We start from the raw sequence: 16,073 nt of genomic DNA on the forward strand, positions 1-16,073 counted from the left end.
GACTACGCCACCACCGGCCCCCGCCCCAGCGTCACCTCGACGATCTCCGGCGGCACGCCGACGCGGACCGGCATGAGGCTGCAACCGAGGCCGCCGGAAACGATGACGTCGCATTTGAGCCGAAAGTGACCGTAAGCGAGCCGGAGGCCATGCTGCCGCGAAACCGCCGGCGACCAGCCGAGCAGGCGGATCTGGCCGCCATGGGTGTGGCCGGACAGTTGCAGCGCGACGCGCGCGGGCACGCGCGGCGCGATGTTGGGCTCATGCGCGAGCAGGATCACCGGCGCGTCGTCGGTGACCTTTGCGAGCGTCGCGGCGAGATCGTCGGCACCGAAGCGCCCCGTTGTCCGGAAGCGCCGCGCCGGCAGAAAGGCGAGCTGATCGCCGAGGCCGGCGAGCCAGAACGGGCGGCCGTCCTTGGTGAGGCGCACGGCGTCGTTCTCGTAGACGGGAATGCCGGCGGCCTCCAGCGCACGATGCGCGATCGTCGTCCCGTGCCCTGCCTGCTGCACGGTCCTATCCTCCCAATAGTCGTGATTGCCCATGACGGCATGGACGCCGAGCGGCGCCCTGAGGCCGGCCAGTACCTTGGCCCATTCGCTCGCCGGAATGATGCGCGTGACCTGGTGCAGGCCGGCGACATAGTCGCCGAGCAGCACGATGATATCCGCATTCAGCGCGTTGGTGCGATCGACGATGGCCTCGATCCGCTCCAGCGACATCCAGGGATCGCAGGCATGGATGTCGGCGATCACGGCGATCTTCAGCGGAAAATCCGATGGCCATTGCCGCGGGGTCGGATGATAGCGGGTGACGCTAAGCCGCAGCACCGGCTCGACGCCGACGCCATAGGCGGCGGTCGAGACGGCGAGAGCGGACAGGCCGCCGATGGAACGGATGAGATGACGACGCGTGATCATGGAAGCCCGATCGTGATGCAGCTTCTTGATGCGATCCGATTGGAGCGAAAATGGGGTATGTTTGTGCAGACCCTCTGCACGAGATTACCGGAAATTCATGACAGCCCGAGCACTCTGCACTTGCGCAGGTCAGTCGTCGCTCTCGTCGGTGCCGAACAGGCCGAACTGTGCCGCCGCATCGCGCGAGGGCTCGCTGATGCCGAGATGGCGGAAGGCGTGCGAGGTGAGCAGGCGGCCGCGCGGAGTGCGCTGCAGATAGCCGCACTGGATCAGATAGGGCTCGATGATGTCTTCGATTGCATCGCGCGGCTCGGACAGAGCGGCGGCCATGGTCTCGACGCCGACCGGGCCGCCGCCGTAGTTCTGCGCGATGGTCGTGAGGTAGCGACGGTCCATGGCATCTAAGCCGGCGGCGTCGACCTCGAGCGCGCTCAGCGCGTGGTCGGCGATCTTGCGGTCGATCGATGCTGCATCGGCGGCGGAGGCAAAATCGCGCACGCGGCGCAACAGCCGGCCGGCGATGCGCGGCGTGCCGCGGGCGCGGCGCGCGATCTCGTTGGCGCCGTCCGCGCTCATGCCGACATGGAGCACGCGGGCACCACGGGTGACGATGCTCTCGAGCTCTTCGATCGTGTAGAAATTCAACCGGACCGGAATGCCGAAGCGGTCGCGCAAGGGATTGGTGAGCAGACCGGCGCGCGTGGTGGCGCCGACGAGGGTGAATTTCGACAGCTCGATCTTCACCGAGCGCGCCGCCGGGCCTTCGCCGATGATGAGGTCGAGCTGAAAGTCCTCCATCGCGGGATAGAGCACTTCTTCCACCGCCGGGCTCAGGCGATGAATCTCGTCGATGAACAGCACATCGCGCTCTTCGAGATTGGTAAGCAGCGCGGCGAGATCGCCGGCCTTGGCGATCACCGGGCCCGACGTTGCGCGAAAGCCGACACCGAGCTCCTTGGCCACGATCTGCGCCAGCGTGGTCTTGCCGAGGCCGGGCGGACCGACGAACAGCACATGATCCAGCGCCTCGCCGCGCTTGCGCGCCGCCTCGATGAAGATCGATAGGTTCTTGCGCGCCTGCTGCTGGCCGACGAAATCGGACAGCGATTGCGGGCGCAGCGCAGTGTCGCCGACATCGTCGCTGCGGCGCTCGGGCGTGACCATGCGGGGGGGAGTATTCATGCGGGCAGGATAACACGGTGCAGCGGTTTCGCGAGCCACCAGCACAGGCTGGCCGGAATGACGGCGACGATGGCGAGCATCGCGGAAAGCTTCACCGCCCCGGGCGCGGAATGGACACTCGGCAAGATCACCGCTGAGGCTTCGGAGGGCACAACGAACATACCAAACGCGACGAAGCCGGCGGCGGCCATGGCCGCGGCGAGCCACGCCATCCAGATCATGTTGAGGTCGGCGTAGACCGCGGCCAGCGCGAATATTAAGCCGGCGGCGACTGCGGGAAGGAACGAGGCGAGAATCGTGGCGATGGCCAGCAGCACGATCGCGATCGAAACCAGGGCGCGCAGTGCCTCCAGCCCGAGGAGCGCAAGAAACATCTGCAGCACCGCGGCACCGAGCGCCGTCACCGAAACCAGCGCGGCGATCGTCAGCGGCCCCACAACGGAGAAAATCACGACGATGCCGGCCACGCGCGAAAGGCGACGAAAAAGAACGGCGACGGGATTGGCGCGGACCGCACTCACTTCGACAGCTCCTTCAGGCCTAGCCGGATGAGCTGCGCTGTCTCGGCGCTCTCGCCGGCGCTGCGCGATGCGGATGCGATCGCCGCCGCCGCCTGCGGCTGGCCGTAGCCGAGATTGACCAGCGCGGAGATCGCGTCCGCGACGGGGCGCGGCGCGCGCTGGTCGTCGACGGCGCCGGCAAGATGCACCACGGCCGGATCGACATTGGCGAAGGCCGGAGCCTTGTCCTTCAACTCGGTGACGATGCGCTCGGCAACCTTGGGGCCGACGCCCGGCGTGCGCGCCACCGCGGCCTTGTCGCGCAATGCGATCGCGTTGGCGAGGTCGGAAGGCTGTAGCGTGCCGAGCACGGCGAGCGCGACCTTGGCGCCGACGCCCTGCACGGTCTGGAGCAGGCGAAACCATTCGCGCTCCTGATCGGTGCGGAAGCCGAACAGCTTGATCTGGTCCTCGCGCACATAGGTCTCGATCGACAGCACGGCGGCCTCGCCCGGCGACGGCAGATGCTGGAGCGTGCGCGTCGAGCAATGCACCTGGTAACCGACGCCGCCGACGTCGAGGAGGACGAAATCCTCACCGTAGGAATCGATCAGGCCCTTGAGCTTGCCGATCATAACCCCACCACCTTCAGCCTGAGCGCCGTGCTCTGGCGATGATGGGCGTGGGTGATGGCGATGGCGAGCGCGTCGGCGGCGTCCGCGGACGGCGGATCGGCCTTGGGCAGCAAAATCTTGAGCATCATCGCGATCTGGTGCTTGTCGGCGTGGCCGGCGCCGACCACCGTCTTTTTCACCTGGTTCGGCGCGTATTCGGCAACACTGATGCCGAACATTGCGGGCGCCAGCATGGCAATGCCGCGGGCCTGGCCAAGCTTCAGTGTCGCAGCGCCGTCCTTGTTGATGAAAGTCTGCTCGACCGCCGCTTCCATCGGCTTGTGATCGGACAGGACCGCCGCGAGCCCTTCATGGATCGCGAGCAGCCGGCTTGCGAGCGGCAAATCGTCCGGCGGTTCCACCGAGCCGCAGGCAACGTAGATCAGGCGGTTACCCTCGGCCTCGATCACGCCCCAACCAGTGCGGCGCAGGCCGGGATCGATGCCGATGATGCGAACGGGGACGCGAATCGGGAGCGCAGTCATGGGCCAGTGATAGCGGCTGGCTGCCGTGGGGGAAACAGAAACAGAACGGAAGTAACAGGGGAAGTGGCCCCCTACCCGCCCATCTTCGCCAGCAGCGCGTCCGACACCTCGAAATTGGCGTAGACGTGCTGGACGTCGTCGTGCTCGTTGAGCAGGTCCATCAGCTTGAGCAGCTTCTCGCCGGTCTCGTCGTCTACCGCGATCGTGTTCTGCGGCTTCCAGATCAGCGCGGCCTTGCGCGGCTCGCCGAACTTGGCTTCGAGCGCCTTGGCAACGTCGCGATAGCCTTCGGTCGAGGCGTAGATTTCGTGGCCGCCTTCGCTCGATATCACGTCGTCGGCGCCGGCCTCGATCGCGGCATCCAGCACCGCATCGTCGGAGGCGACGCTGCGGTCGTATTCGATGATGCCGGTATGGTCGAACATGAAGGAGACCGAGCCGGTTTCGCCGAGATTGCCGCCCGACTTGGTGAAGAAGGAGCGGATGTCGGAAGCGGCGCGGTTGCGGTTGTCGGTCAGCGCCTCGACGATGACGGCGACGCCGCCGGGGCCATAGCCCTCGTAGCGGATCTCGTCATAGTTCTCGCTCTCATTGCCGAGTGCCTTCTTGACCGCGCGCTCGATATTGTCCTTCGGCATGTTTTCCTGGCGCGCCGCGATGATGGCCGCGCGCAGGCGCGGGTTCATGTTGGGATCGGGCGTCCCCAGCTTGGCTGCGACGGTGATTTCCCGCGCCAGCTTGCCGAACAGTTTCGACTTCTGGGCATCCTGCCGCCCCTTGCGGTGCATGATGTTCTTGAATTGGGAATGTCCGGCCATGCGTGATCTTCTCTAGCGGAATCGTGCGCCAAGGTGAGCGTGGGAAGCGCGGCCTTATAGGCCGCCACCCCACTGGAAAGAAAGAGGCTCTACGACTTTAAGGTAACACCGTACTGGCCCGTGCCTAGATGTCAGGCATCGTTAACCCTGATTTCATTCCAGCCTGCGAAAATAGCGTCCGACCGTTCCCCGACAAGAGAGACCTGATGGCATTCGGACTATTTCGGAAGCGTCTGCCGGACATGGCTGCGCCTGCGGCAGCCCCGCAGGCTGCGCAGCCGGTGGCCAATTCCGAGCCTGCCGGGGCCGTCGAAGGCGATTCTGCCAAGGAAATCCTGGAACTGCTGGAACTCGAGCTGGGAGCGATGATTCGCCAGCTCGAGCGCGCCGCCAATTCGGTGGCCGGCGGCGCCGAGGCGACCGCCACGACGCTTGCCGCCATCCGCGATCGCACCGACGCCCTGACCGGCCGGACCAACGCTGCGCAATCGAACGCCTCCACCTTCGCCCACGCCGCCGACAAATTCACCCAGTCGGCGCTGGGCATCGGGGCGCAGGTTCGCGAGGCCGGCAAGCTCGCCGACGAGGCCAGCGCAGCGGCGCAGGAAGCCCGCGCCAATGTCGATCGCTTGCGCGAATCCTCGGCCGCCATCGGCAACGTCGTCAATCTGATCGCGCAGATCGCGCGGCAGACGACGCTGCTCGCTCTCAACTCGACCATCGAGGCCGCGCGCGCGGGCGCTGCGGGAAAAGGCTTTGCGGTCGTCGCCACCGAGGTCAAGGCACTCGCGGTGCAGACCCAGGGCGCGACGGAGGAGATCACCAGGAAGATCGAGGCGCTCCAGCGCGACGCCGCCGGCTCCGCGGATGCGGTGCACCGCATCTCGCAGGCGATCGAGGCGATCCGCCCGGTATTCGAGACCGTCAACGGCGCGGTCGCCGAACAGAACGCCACCACCAGCGAAGTCTCCGGCAACGCGACAAGTGCGTCGGAATTCATCGTCTCGGTCGGCGAAAGCGCAGCCGAGATCGATGCTGCGACCAAGGCGGCGGAGACCCACGGCGAGAACGTCGCCAGCGCCGGCAAGGCCGTGACCGCCTTCGCACAGAAACTGAAATCGCGCTGCGCCGTGCTGCTCCGCCAGAGCGCGCATGACGACCGCCGCAAGACCGAGCGGCTGCCCTGCCATCTCAAGCTCGAAACCGCTCGCGGGATGCTGCCGGTCTACGAGATATCGATGGACGGCGTGCTGATCGGCGGCGCGGACGCGGGCCGCCTTGCACCGCAAGCGATGATCGAAGGCACCCTCGAAGACGTCGGGGCCTGCCGGCTGCGCGTGGTCGAGCAATCCAAGGCCGGCGCCCGCGCGCAATTCGTCAATCCCGATGCCGTCCTCAACGAGAAGATCGAGGACAGGCTCTGGTCGATCCACGAAGAAAACACGGAGTTCGTCACCCGTGCCATGGAGGCGGGTAACGCGCTGACCGGGATCTTCGAGCAGGCGGTCGCACGCGGCGATGTCGGGATCAACGACCTCTTCGACACCGATTATGCCGAAATCGCCGGAACCAATCCGCAGCAATACCGCACCAGATATCTGGACTGGGCCGACCGCGCGCTGCCGCCGTTCCAGGAGGCCTTTCTGGCGAAGGACCAGCGCATGGCGTTCTGCGCCATGGTCGATCGCAACGGCTTCCTGCCAGTGCATAACAGGATCTATTCGCATCCGCAGCGGCCGGGCGATGCCGCCTGGAACACGGCCAACAGCCGCAACCGGCGGATCTTCAACGATCCGGCGGGGTTGGCGGCCGCGCACAACCTGCGCTCGTATCTGGTCCAGAGCTATGCGCGCGACATGGGCAACGGAAATACGGTGATGATGCGCGAGATCGACGTCCCGATCCGCGTGCAGGGCCGGCACTGGGGCGGATTTCGCACGGCTTACAAGCTCTAGGACATGATCCGAAAAAGTGTGCAGCGGCTTTTCGGCAAGGTCATACCCAAACCACAGAGCTAAGGCGCGAATTGCGCCTGAGTGCACGCTCAGGCAAGACGCCGGCCGCGAATCATCCTTTAGGATTGGAATTGGAATGGGAATGCCGCGGAGAGCCGGCGAACGGCTCTGACTGGAGGACTCTCAAGACATGTCCGTCGTGCAACTTGCAGTACTGGACACCGACTCCAACCGAACACTTGCCGAACGGCTGATTGATCAGCTCGCGGACCGCATCGGCGGCCTCGGCGTGGAACTCGCCGACATCGCCGGCAACGTCCAGGAAGTCGCAAACCGCGTCGCGAACCAGTCGGAACGGTTCCATCACCTCCAGGAAACGGCCGAGACAATGGTCTCGGCCAACCACGACATCGCCAATGCGTCACAGGCGGTGCAATCGACCACGTCAGCGGCTGTCGGCGAGATCGCGCAGTCGCGCGGCGCAGTCGACGCCGCGGTGAGCCATATCTCCGAGCTCGTCGCGGCAGTGGAGCGGATCGAGGCACGCTTGAGCGCCGTCGGCTCGGCGCTGGCGCAGGTGGCAAAGGTGTCCGGCTCGATCGAGGCGATCGCGAAGCAGACCAATCTGCTCGCGCTCAACGCCACCATCGAGGCGGCACGCGCCGGCAATGCCGGCCGCGGCTTCGCCGTGGTCGCAAGCGAGGTGAAGAACCTCGCGGAAGCCACCCGTCAGGCCACGCACCAGATCTCCGACACCGTGCGCGATCTCGACGGCCAGATCGAAGGCCTGATCGGGGAGAGCAGCGACGCATCGCAGCGCGCAAAGACTGCCGGCGAAGGCGCCCAGCAGATCTCCGGCATCATCTCGCGGGTCCAGCAGGGCTTCGCCTCCGTGGAAGCGGAAATCGGCAGCGTCACACGCGCGGCGACCTCCAATCTCGGACACTGCGACACCGTCATCAGCGAACTCAACGAGCTTGCCAAGGGCGTCGACCTCTCCTCGCGCGACCTCAAGCACGCCGATCAGCGCGTGACAAAACTGCTCGACACGTCTGAAGGCCTGATCGCACTGATCGCCGACAGCGGCGTGGAGACATCCGATGCGCCGCTGATCCGCGTCGTCATCGAGACCGCAAAGCGGATCTCGGCCGAGTTCGAAGCCGCAATCGACCGCGGCGAGATCACGCTCGACCAGCTCATGGACGAGAACTACCGGGAAATCTTCGGCAGCGATCCCAAGCAGTACAACACCAACTATGTCGAGTTCACCGACCGCCTGCTGCCCGCGATCCAGGATCCGATCCAGAAATCCGATTCCCGGATCGTGTTCTGCGTCGCCTGGGCCAAGGGCGGCTATCTGCCGACGCACAACCCGAACTACCGCCTGCCGCAGGGCAAGGACCCGGTCTGGAATAACGCCAATTGCCGCAACCGCCGCCTGTTCACCGATCGCGCAGTGAAGAAGGTCGCTGCCAACACCAAGCCGTTCCTGCTCCAGACCTATCGCCGCGACATGGGCGGCGGGCAGTTCGTGCTGATGAAGGATCTGTCTTCGCCGATCATGATCCGCGGCAAGCACTGGGGCGCCTTCCGGATGGGCTTTCGGCAGAGCTGACGGGCCGTCGCGACGCGCCTACTGCGACGGCGCTATGACGTCCCTGAATCAAAAAGCTCGAAAACAACCCCATGCACAGTAGCCGGGGCGAGCGGAATCAATGGCTTAAGCGCCTGATGAAGCCGTCGATCTAGGCGCCTCGTGCGGCCGTTGCGCCGTCGGGCAAAACAGGCGTATACTGCTATTATTCCGAAGCTGCGCATATAAAGAGTCAGACCCCTCACGCGAGTGAGTCAGCATCTGCCGGCGCCATCGTTCTTACCCGCGTTGCGAATCTCCCCTGCGGCCGTCCTTCGAGACGCCCGCCTCCGGCGGGCCCTCAGGATGAGGACGGAGTATGTGGCAGCAATTTCGACAGGCACAGCTGCCAGTCAGCCTCATCCTGAGGAGGCCGCGAAGCGGTCGTCTCGAAGGACGAGGCGCTCGCTCAGGCCCCGCTGAGATCATATGCGATAATCCGCGCCGTCGATCGACTTCCATAATCGCACGACTTTCGTCATCGCATGATTTTGCGAGTTCGCACGGCCATGTGCGCCGAGCAACGGCGCAACTGAAGAAAATACGTCAGAAAATGACGGTTATCATATCAATTAGCCCAAAATCACAGCAGCGATCGCCGCACAAATTCGTGAACGTCATGGCCTGACGGGCTCGCTGCGCAAATATGCATCGCAGAAAACTTCGACGCTTCATCGTTTCGCATCGTTATGATTATTGTCGCGCGCAAATTCGCTGACTAGATCGCCGTAAGCGATCGAGCGAGCAAGGGGATGCATATGGCAACTGTTCTCACCATCAACGGCGAAACGAAATCCTTCGACGCGCCACCTGAAATGCCGCTGCTGTGGGTGCTGCGCGACGTCCTCGGCATGACCGGCACCAAATTCGGCTGCGGCATCGCGCAGTGCGGCGCCTGCACCGTGCACGTCGACGGCAAGGCAGTGCGCTCCTGCGTATTGCCGGTCAGCGCGGTCGCGAACCGCGCCATCACCACGATCGAGCATGTCGGCAGTACGCCAGCGGGGGCGAAGGTGCAGAAGGCCTGGCTCGACCTCGAAGTGATCCAGTGCGGTTACTGCCAGTCCGGCCAGATCATGTCGGCCGCCGCACTGCTGGCGGCAACGCCCAGCCCCGACGACTCCGACATCGACGCCGCGATGGCCGGCAACATCTGCCGCTGCGGCACCTATGTGCGCATCCGCGAGGCCATCAAGCAGGCCGCCTCCGGCCGGCAGTCGTGAGGTCCGCCATGATCGCACATAGCAGCGTCTCCCGCCGCACGCTTCTGACCGGCGGCCTCGCCACGGGCTTTCTGCTCGCCTTCCATCTGCCGCTGCGCGCCGCCGTCAACGAGCCGGTGCAGCCGCCTGACGCGACCGATGGGAAGTTCGCGCCCAACGCCTTCATCCGCATCGACCCGGAAGGTCTGACGACGCTGGTGATGCCGCAAGTCGAGATGGGACAGGGAATCTACACCGCGGTCTCAATGATCCTGGCAGAGGAGCTCGACGCCGACTGGGCGAAGGTCCAACTGCTGCACGCACCCGCCAACGAGAAGCTTTACGGCAATCCCATTTTCATCATTCAGGCGACCGGAGGCTCCACGTCGGTCCGAGCGTTCTGGAAGCCGCTGCGCGATGCCGGCGCCAGTGCGCGCGCCATGCTGGTGCAGGCTGCGGCCGCGCAATGGGGCGTCGATCCCGCCAGTTGCACGACCTCGAAGGGTGAGGTGACCCACAAGGCGAGCGGCCGGACGCTTGCCTATGGCGCGCTTGCGGCTGCCGCAAGCGGCCAGACGCCGCCCAAGGACGTCCCGCTCAAGGACCCCAAGGATTTCGTCTATATCGGCCAGCCGTTCAAGCGGCTCGACACGCCCGAGAAGGTCAACGGCAAGGCGGTCTACGGCATCGACGCCATCGTGCCGAACATGAAGTTCGCAACGCTAGCGCAGTGCCCGGTTTTCGGGGGCAAGGTCGGCAAGGTCGATGACCGTGCCGCCAAGAAGATTCCGGGCGTGCGGCAGATCGTCGTGCTCGACGATCTCGTTGCCGTCGTCGGCGATCACATGTGGGCGGCGAAGAAAGGCCTGGACGCGCTCGACATCGAGTGGAACGAGGGACCGAACGCGAAGATCGATTCGAAAGCGATCTGGGACGATTTGCGCGCCGCCAGCGCAAAGGACGGCGTGGTCGCCAAATCCACCGGCGACATCACCAAGGGCCTCGCCTCCGGCGAAAAGATCGAGGCTTCGTTCGAGCTGCCATTCCTGGCGCATGCAACGATGGAGCCGTTGAACGCCACGGTGCATTGCAAGCCCGACTCCTGCGAAATCTGGACCGGAACGCAGATCATGGCGCGCGTGCAGTCGGAGGCGGCCAAGGCCGCCGGACTCCCGGTCGAGAAGGTGACCGTCAACCAGCACCTGCTCGGTGGCGGCTTCGGCCGCAAGCTCGAGCCCGACATGGTGGTCGCGGCCGTTCGCATCGCCAAGCAGGTCGACGGGCCGGTCAAGGTGGTGTGGACCCGCGAGGAAGACATTCAGCACGACGTCTATCGACCGGTCTATCGCGACACGATCGCAGCGACCCTGTCCAATGGCAAGATCGCCAGCTGGAAATACAAGATCGCCGGCGCTGCGATCATCGCGCGCTGGCTGCCGCCGGCGTTCCAGAAGGGCATCGATATCGACGCGATCGACAGCGCCACCGACGTGCCGTACGAGATCCCGAACTTCCACGTCGAATTTGTGCGGGCCGAACCGCCGGCGATCCCGACCGGGTTCTGGCGCGGGGTCGGCCCCAACAACAACGTGTTTGCCGCCGAATGCTTCGTGGACGAACTGGCGCGCAAGGCCGGCAAGGACCCCGTCGAGTTTCGCCGTGGAATGCTGGCCAATCAGCCGCGCTTCCTGTCCGTCCTCAATCTCGCGGCAGAAAAGGCCAATTGGGGTCAACCGTTGCCGGCGCGCGTCGGGCGCGGCGTGTGCCTGCAGCCGTCCTTCGGGAGTTTCATCGCCACCGTCGTGGAAGCGGAGGTCGACGAGCAAGGCGAGGTCAATCTGCGCCGTGCGACCTCGGTGGTGGATACAGGCATTGCCGTCAATCCCGATACGATCGTGGCTCAGGTCGAGGGCGGGCTGATCTTCGGCCTTACCGCCGCGCTCTACGGCGAGATCACCATCGAAAAGGGGCGCGTCCAGCAATCCAACTTCAATGACTACCGGATGTTGCGGATCAATCAGACGCCCAAGATCGAGGTTCACGTCGTCAAGAGCGGCGAGGCACCGGGCGGAATTGGCGAGACCGGCACGACGGCGGGACCGCCGGCGCTGCGCAATGCGATTTACGCTGCGACCGGCGTGGCGCTGCGGCGCCTGCCGATCGACCGGAAACTGCTGGCTGCGGGGAAAAAGGCATGAGCGGCAAGATGCGAATCCTCACTGGCATCGTCGTGATCGCCATTGTCGTGGTGGCGCTCGGCGTCTGGATCATCCGCGGGCCCGGCCCGCTCGACTTCGCGGGCGGCCCCAAGGTTGCGCTGGCGGATTACCGTGCCGGCAAGCCGACCGGCGTGCCGGCGAAGCTCGAGAAGGCGAGCCTGGTCGAGCGCGGCGAATATCTCGCGAAGGCGGCCGACTGCATGGTCTGCCACACCAAGCCGGGCGAGAAGGACTATGCCGGCGGGCTCGGCTTCAAGCTGCCGTTCGGCACGCTCTATTCCACCAACATCACGCCGGACAAGGACACCGGCATCGGCAATTACAGCGACCAGGATTTTCTCAACGCCGTCCAGCGCGGCAAGCGCCACGACGGCGCCCGGCTCTATCCGGCGATGCCGTATACGTCCTACACCACCATGACCGACGAGGACGTGCTGGCGGTGAAGGCCTATCTGTTCAGCCTGCCGGCGGTGCGCGCAACGGCGCCGGACAACACGCTGTCGTTCCCGTTCAACCAACGCTGGGCGATGATCTTCTGGTCGGCCGTATTCAATCCGGACACGCGTTTTACGCCTGACACGTCGAAGAGCCCGGAGTGGAATCGCGGTGCCTATCTCGCGGAGGCGCTGGCGCATTGCGGCGAGTGCCATACGCCGCGGAATCTCGGCTTTGCGCTCGACAACCGCAAGAAGTTCGGCGGCGCGATCACGGCCGGCTGGCGCGCCTTCAATATTTCTTCCGACAAGGCAACCGGCCTCGGCAGCTGGCGTGACGAGGACCTGATTTCCTATCTCTCGCTCGGCCACGCGCCGGGCCACGGCTCGGCCTCGGGTCCGATGGGCGAAGCTGTCGATCACAGTTTTAGCCAGTTCGCCCCCGAGGACATCCGAAGCATCGTCGCCTATCTGCGCAGCGTGCCGCCGGTGCCTTCGTCCGATCTGCCCGCTACCACGGCACCTGTCGCGCCCGCCTCGCACAAGGACGGCGTCACGGCGGATGCACGCGGCAAGAACGTGTTCGCCAGCGCCTGCGCCAGCTGCCACGGCTGGAGCGGCGAGAGCCCGGTCTCGCCGACGGCAACGCTGACCGGCACCTGGGCCGTCAACGACCCCGCCGCCACCAACGTCGCGCAGATCGTGCTGTCAGGCACCAAGCGCCACACACCCGACGGCGCGCTGTCGATGCCCGCGTTCGGCAATGCGTATAGCGACGACGAGATCGCCGCGGTCGCGAATTACGTCACGGCGCGGTTTGGGACGAAGGGCTCGAAGCTGACGGCGAAGGACGTGGCGGAGTTGCGAGAGCAGACGGCGGAATAATCACTGGTGTCGTCCTGGCGAAAGCCAGGACCCATTACCCCGACGGCCTGTTTGGCGCGACGCCCTCGACCACGAATGTGCCCATTACTACGGCCGTTGGTAATGGGTCCTGGCTTTCGCCAGGACGACACCGAGTGTGTGGTGCGACCGTTCAGCTCAGCCAGAATTTCGGCGTCGTCGGCTCCAGCCGGCCGCCGGCACGCACGGGTGCAATCCGCAGCGCAAGCCCCGTCGCATCATCCGTCTCCACCGCGACGCCGCTGAGCGTCGCGACACCGGCCGCCGGCTCGAAGCGGCCCGACGGTATCCCGGAGGTGAACCGGCGCAGCGGCTCTTCCTTCTGCATGCCGATGATGGAGTCGTAATCGCCGGTCATGCCGGCGTCGGTCATGTAGGCGGTGCCGCCTGACAGGATCTGGTGGTCGGCGGTCGGCACATGGGTGTGGGTGCCAACGACGAGGCTGGCGCGGCCGTCGCAGAAGAAGCCGATGCCCTGCTTCTCGCTGGTCGCCTCGCAATGGAAATCGACGACGATGGCGTCCGCGGCAATGCCGAGCGGGCAGGCGCCGAGCTCGCGCTCCAGGGCTGCGAAGGGATCGTCGAACGGGGTCATGAAGACGCGGCCGAGCGCGTTGACGACGAGCGCGTGCTTGCCGTTCTTGGTCTCAACCAATGCGGCGCCGCGGCCGGGCGTACCGCGCGGATAGTTCGCCGGCCGCACCAAACGCTCCGCGCGCTCGATGAAAACAAGCGCTTCGCGCTGGTCCCAGGAGTGATTGCCGAGCGTCACCGCGTCGGCGCCGGCGTCGAGAAACTCCTGATAGATCGCTTCCGTGATGCCGAAGCCGCCGGCGGAATTCTCACCGTTGACGACGACGAAATCGAGCGACCAGTCCTTGACCATGCCGGGCAGATATTCGGCGATGGCGTTGCGGCCGCTACGGCCGACGACATCACCCACGAAGAGAATGCGCAACTTCAGAACTCCGGAAATCGAAAACATCCGATTCCGTTAGCACATAATCCAGCGCCACGTCGTGGGATAGTGCCGGAACCGCCTTGATCTCCTGCGCTGCAAAAGCGAGCCCGATGCCGACGATGTTCTTGGCTTTTCGCAGATGCGCGAAGGTGTGGTCGTAGTGCCCCGCGCCATAGCCGATGCGATGGCCGAGACGGTCGAACGCAGCGAGCGGCGTCAGCATGATGTCCGGGATGACTTCAGCGGCCCCAGGCGACGGCTCGGGAATGCCGAGCGGGCCGAGCATCAGGCGATCGTTCGGATGGAAGATGCGGAAGATCAGCGACTGGCCGCGCGCGGTGACGCAAGGCAGCGCGAGCCTAGCGCCCTCCTCGGCGAGTTTTTTCATCAGCGGTATCGGATCGATCTCGCTTCGGATCGGCGAATAGCCGGACACGATGCTGCCGGGCACGAGCTTGAACGGCAGCCCACGCATGGCGAGCTTGGCGGCGGCGGCGGTGCGTTTCTTTTCGCTCAGCGCATCGCGCGCCGCGAGGGCTTTGGCACGGAGTTCGGCTTTCGAATTGGACATGTGCGTTTTCGCTCCGCCGTCATCGTCCGCGAAAGCGGACGATCCAGTATTCCAGAGACGCCAATAGTCAAACGTCGACGCCGCGGCGTACTGGATGCCCCGCTTTCGCGGGGCATGACACTGAGAGTGAATGGGACCGCCGGTTTGTCGTGGACGCAATTCGAAGAACGTATTGCCAGAAAGTACAAGTACGAAGCCGCGGACGCCGTTGAAGCACTCGATCCCGGAGTTCCCTACGAAAGTAGGTGGGCACCATATGTCCGGGCCCACGGGCCCGGCCAGGGACAGTTCCCTAAAGGATCGATAAGGCCCCGGGGATAATGGCTCCTGACGCGCGCCGCAGCCTCGCCCAGGCAATGTAACAACGTTACTGACGAATCGCCATAGCGATCCCACGCGGCCGCCCGGATGCGGCGAAAATGCCGGGCCTGCATGGTTCGAGACGCTCCGCTTGGGCGGGCTCCTCACCATGAGGGTTTGAGATTTTACCGAGAAACAAGACCTCATCCTGAGGAGCCCGCCCAAGCGGGCGTCTCGAAGGATGGGCCCCAAGCACTCCCACGGTCAGCCGATGGCGATCCCGTTGCCGACGGTCCGGTTCAGGACCTGGGTCGACTTCTCGATACGCTCGGCGGCGGCGTTCAGTGCGTTCACGACCGCGGTCTGGGTCAGCCGGGCGCGCTCGACGGCGGCGTTGCGGAAATCCCGCAGTTCGGTCAGCTCCTGCTCCATGGTACGGATGCGGTTGCCGGCGTCGACCAGCTCGTCGCAGACGGTCAGCGCCGCCATCACGGTGAGCCTGGCATCACCGATCTCGCCAAATTTTCCGCGTAGCGACTGAATCCGCGTCTCCAGACTTTCGGCGAGCTTGAGCAGCCGCACCTCCTGGCCCTCCTCGCAGGCCATGCGGTATTGCCGGCCGTTGATGGTGACGTTGATGTGGCTCATCCGTCCTCTCCGGTATCGAGCACCGAGCGTATCGTGACGATCGCGGAATCCAGCCGATCGGAGATCTCGCGGCTGGAGCGCTCGAGCTTGCGCGCTTTCACCAGCGCGCCGTCGAGCTCGTCGGCAAGCCGCGAGCGGTCCGCGCCCAGCGCCTGGATCCGCGCCGCGAGCTCGTTCTCGTCGCGATCGGCATCGCGCCGCCGCTCCACCGCGCTTTCGAGCGAGTCGAGCGCCGCCATGAGCCTGCGGGTCGCGATCTCGATCTCGACGGCGGAGGACTCCGTCATGGCAGAGCTGTTGGATACGCGATCGTTCATGCAGTCAGCGGCGGAACCTGTGGCCTTGCCCGTGGGCTTTTCCTTGGGCTTTTTCTGGGGCTTGCCGCCCGGCAAAAGACTCGGTTCGGCAAGCGGTTAGAAGCAGAAATTTACGTGGCAAGCTAGGGAAGCGCAACGCCGCCGCGAAACTATGCACTGCTAGATCGGCCATGGGCATCCCGGCCGGCTGGTTCCTGGTCTGCACCATCTCCGGCTGCGGCTTTTCCTGATCGCGCGGTGCGCAACTTTTCGCCCGGGGATGGCGTTTGATTGCCTTGGAGTCCCGGAACCGAGATGCTATCCAGCCCCCAAACCTCCCGTGACCGCCAGGCTCGATCCAGCGCGGCGCAC

Annotated in this window: 15 protein-coding genes and 1 other RNA gene; 5 read left to right on the forward strand and 11 right to left on the reverse strand. The window is 65.1% G+C overall.

Translation table 11 applies throughout. The features are described from left to right. Nucleotides 1–2: 2 nt before the first annotated feature. The 6 genes from QCM77_RS11350 to QCM77_RS11375 form a co-directional block, all read right to left on the reverse strand. Nucleotides 3–920, reverse strand: coding sequence for a metallophosphoesterase (locus tag QCM77_RS11350; RefSeq protein WP_279662545.1), 918 nt, complete (start codon nt 918–920; stop codon nt 3–5). Between the two features lie 129 nt (nt 921–1,049). Continuing rightward, the gene (ruvB, locus tag QCM77_RS11355; protein ID WP_279662544.1) at nt 1,050–2,102 is read right to left on the reverse strand and encodes a Holliday junction branch migration DNA helicase RuvB; all 1,053 of its coding nucleotides are present in this window, start codon (nt 2,100–2,102) and stop codon (nt 1,050–1,052) included. After that, nucleotides 2,099–2,623: a hypothetical protein gene (locus QCM77_RS11360; RefSeq protein ID WP_279683525.1), complete on the reverse strand. Its 525-nt coding sequence runs from the start codon at nt 2,621–2,623 to the stop codon at nt 2,099–2,101. The genes ruvB and QCM77_RS11360 overlap by 4 nt, the downstream gene beginning before the upstream one ends. Then, entirely contained in the window at nt 2,620–3,237 is a 618-nt protein-coding gene (ruvA, locus tag QCM77_RS11365; RefSeq protein ID WP_279662542.1) for a Holliday junction branch migration protein RuvA, read from the reverse strand. The genes QCM77_RS11360 and ruvA overlap by 4 nt, the downstream gene beginning before the upstream one ends. Then, nucleotides 3,234–3,761, reverse strand: a complete 528-nt coding sequence (gene ruvC, locus QCM77_RS11370; RefSeq protein ID WP_279662541.1) for a crossover junction endodeoxyribonuclease RuvC — start codon at nt 3,759–3,761, stop codon at nt 3,234–3,236. Before ruvC ends, ruvA begins: the two co-directional genes overlap by 4 nt. 71 nt (nt 3,762–3,832) lie before the next feature. Continuing rightward, nucleotides 3,833–4,579 carry a YebC/PmpR family DNA-binding transcriptional regulator gene (locus QCM77_RS11375; protein WP_279662540.1) on the reverse strand — a complete coding sequence of 249 codons (747 nt, stop codon included), beginning with the start codon at nt 4,577–4,579 and terminating at the stop codon, nt 3,833–3,835. 206 nt (nt 4,580–4,785) lie between these two features. Between QCM77_RS11375 and QCM77_RS11380 the strand changes: the two genes are divergently transcribed. From QCM77_RS11380 to QCM77_RS11400, 5 genes are all read left to right on the forward strand, one after another. After that, a complete protein-coding gene (locus tag QCM77_RS11380; protein WP_279683527.1) occupies nt 4,786–6,534 on the forward strand; it encodes a methyl-accepting chemotaxis protein in 1,749 nt (582 codons plus the stop codon). A 190-nt stretch (nt 6,535–6,724) separates the two neighbouring features. After that, complete coding sequence (locus QCM77_RS11385) at nt 6,725–8,149, forward strand: methyl-accepting chemotaxis protein (RefSeq protein WP_279683529.1); 1,425 nt, start codon at nt 6,725–6,727, stop codon at nt 8,147–8,149. Between the two features lie 776 nt (nt 8,150–8,925). Continuing rightward, complete coding sequence (locus QCM77_RS11390) at nt 8,926–9,390, forward strand: (2Fe-2S)-binding protein (protein WP_279683530.1); 465 nt, start codon at nt 8,926–8,928, stop codon at nt 9,388–9,390. A gap of 8 nt (nt 9,391–9,398) precedes the next feature. Then, on the forward strand, nt 9,399–11,567 hold the full coding sequence (locus tag QCM77_RS11395; RefSeq protein ID WP_279683532.1) for a xanthine dehydrogenase family protein molybdopterin-binding subunit: 2,169 nt from the start codon (nt 9,399–9,401) through the stop codon (nt 11,565–11,567). Continuing rightward, the gene (locus tag QCM77_RS11400; RefSeq protein ID WP_279683533.1) at nt 11,564–12,907 is read left to right on the forward strand and encodes a c-type cytochrome; all 1,344 of its coding nucleotides are present in this window, start codon (nt 11,564–11,566) and stop codon (nt 12,905–12,907) included. The genes QCM77_RS11395 and QCM77_RS11400 overlap by 4 nt, the downstream gene beginning before the upstream one ends. Nucleotides 12,908–13,058: 151 nt before the next feature. Here QCM77_RS11400 and QCM77_RS11405 read toward each other — a convergent pair whose 3' ends face one another. The 5 genes from QCM77_RS11405 to QCM77_RS11425 form a co-directional block, all read right to left on the reverse strand. Then, complete coding sequence (locus tag QCM77_RS11405; RefSeq protein WP_279683535.1) at nt 13,059–13,883, reverse strand: TIGR00282 family metallophosphoesterase; 825 nt, start codon at nt 13,881–13,883, stop codon at nt 13,059–13,061. After that, nucleotides 13,861–14,457 carry a 5-formyltetrahydrofolate cyclo-ligase gene (locus QCM77_RS11410; RefSeq protein WP_279683536.1) on the reverse strand — a complete coding sequence of 199 codons (597 nt, stop codon included), beginning with the start codon at nt 14,455–14,457 and terminating at the stop codon, nt 13,861–13,863. Before QCM77_RS11410 ends, QCM77_RS11405 begins: the two co-directional genes overlap by 23 nt. Nucleotides 14,458–14,646: 189 nt before the next feature. Next, a non-coding RNA gene (gene ssrS / locus QCM77_RS11415) (6S RNA) lies at nt 14,647–14,806 on the reverse strand. Nucleotides 14,807–15,021: 215 nt separating this feature from the next. Beyond that, nucleotides 15,022–15,405 carry a cell division protein ZapA gene (locus tag QCM77_RS11420; RefSeq protein ID WP_279662529.1) on the reverse strand — a complete coding sequence of 128 codons (384 nt, stop codon included), beginning with the start codon at nt 15,403–15,405 and terminating at the stop codon, nt 15,022–15,024. Next, complete coding sequence (locus QCM77_RS11425) at nt 15,402–15,722, reverse strand: DUF4164 domain-containing protein (RefSeq protein ID WP_026232773.1); 321 nt, start codon at nt 15,720–15,722, stop codon at nt 15,402–15,404. The genes QCM77_RS11420 and QCM77_RS11425 overlap by 4 nt, the downstream gene beginning before the upstream one ends. Nucleotides 15,723–16,073: the final 351 nt, after the last annotated feature.

The sequence above is a fragment of the Bradyrhizobium nivariense genome (assembly GCF_029846695.2).
Taxonomy (GTDB): Bacteria; Pseudomonadota; Alphaproteobacteria; order Rhizobiales; family Xanthobacteraceae; genus Bradyrhizobium.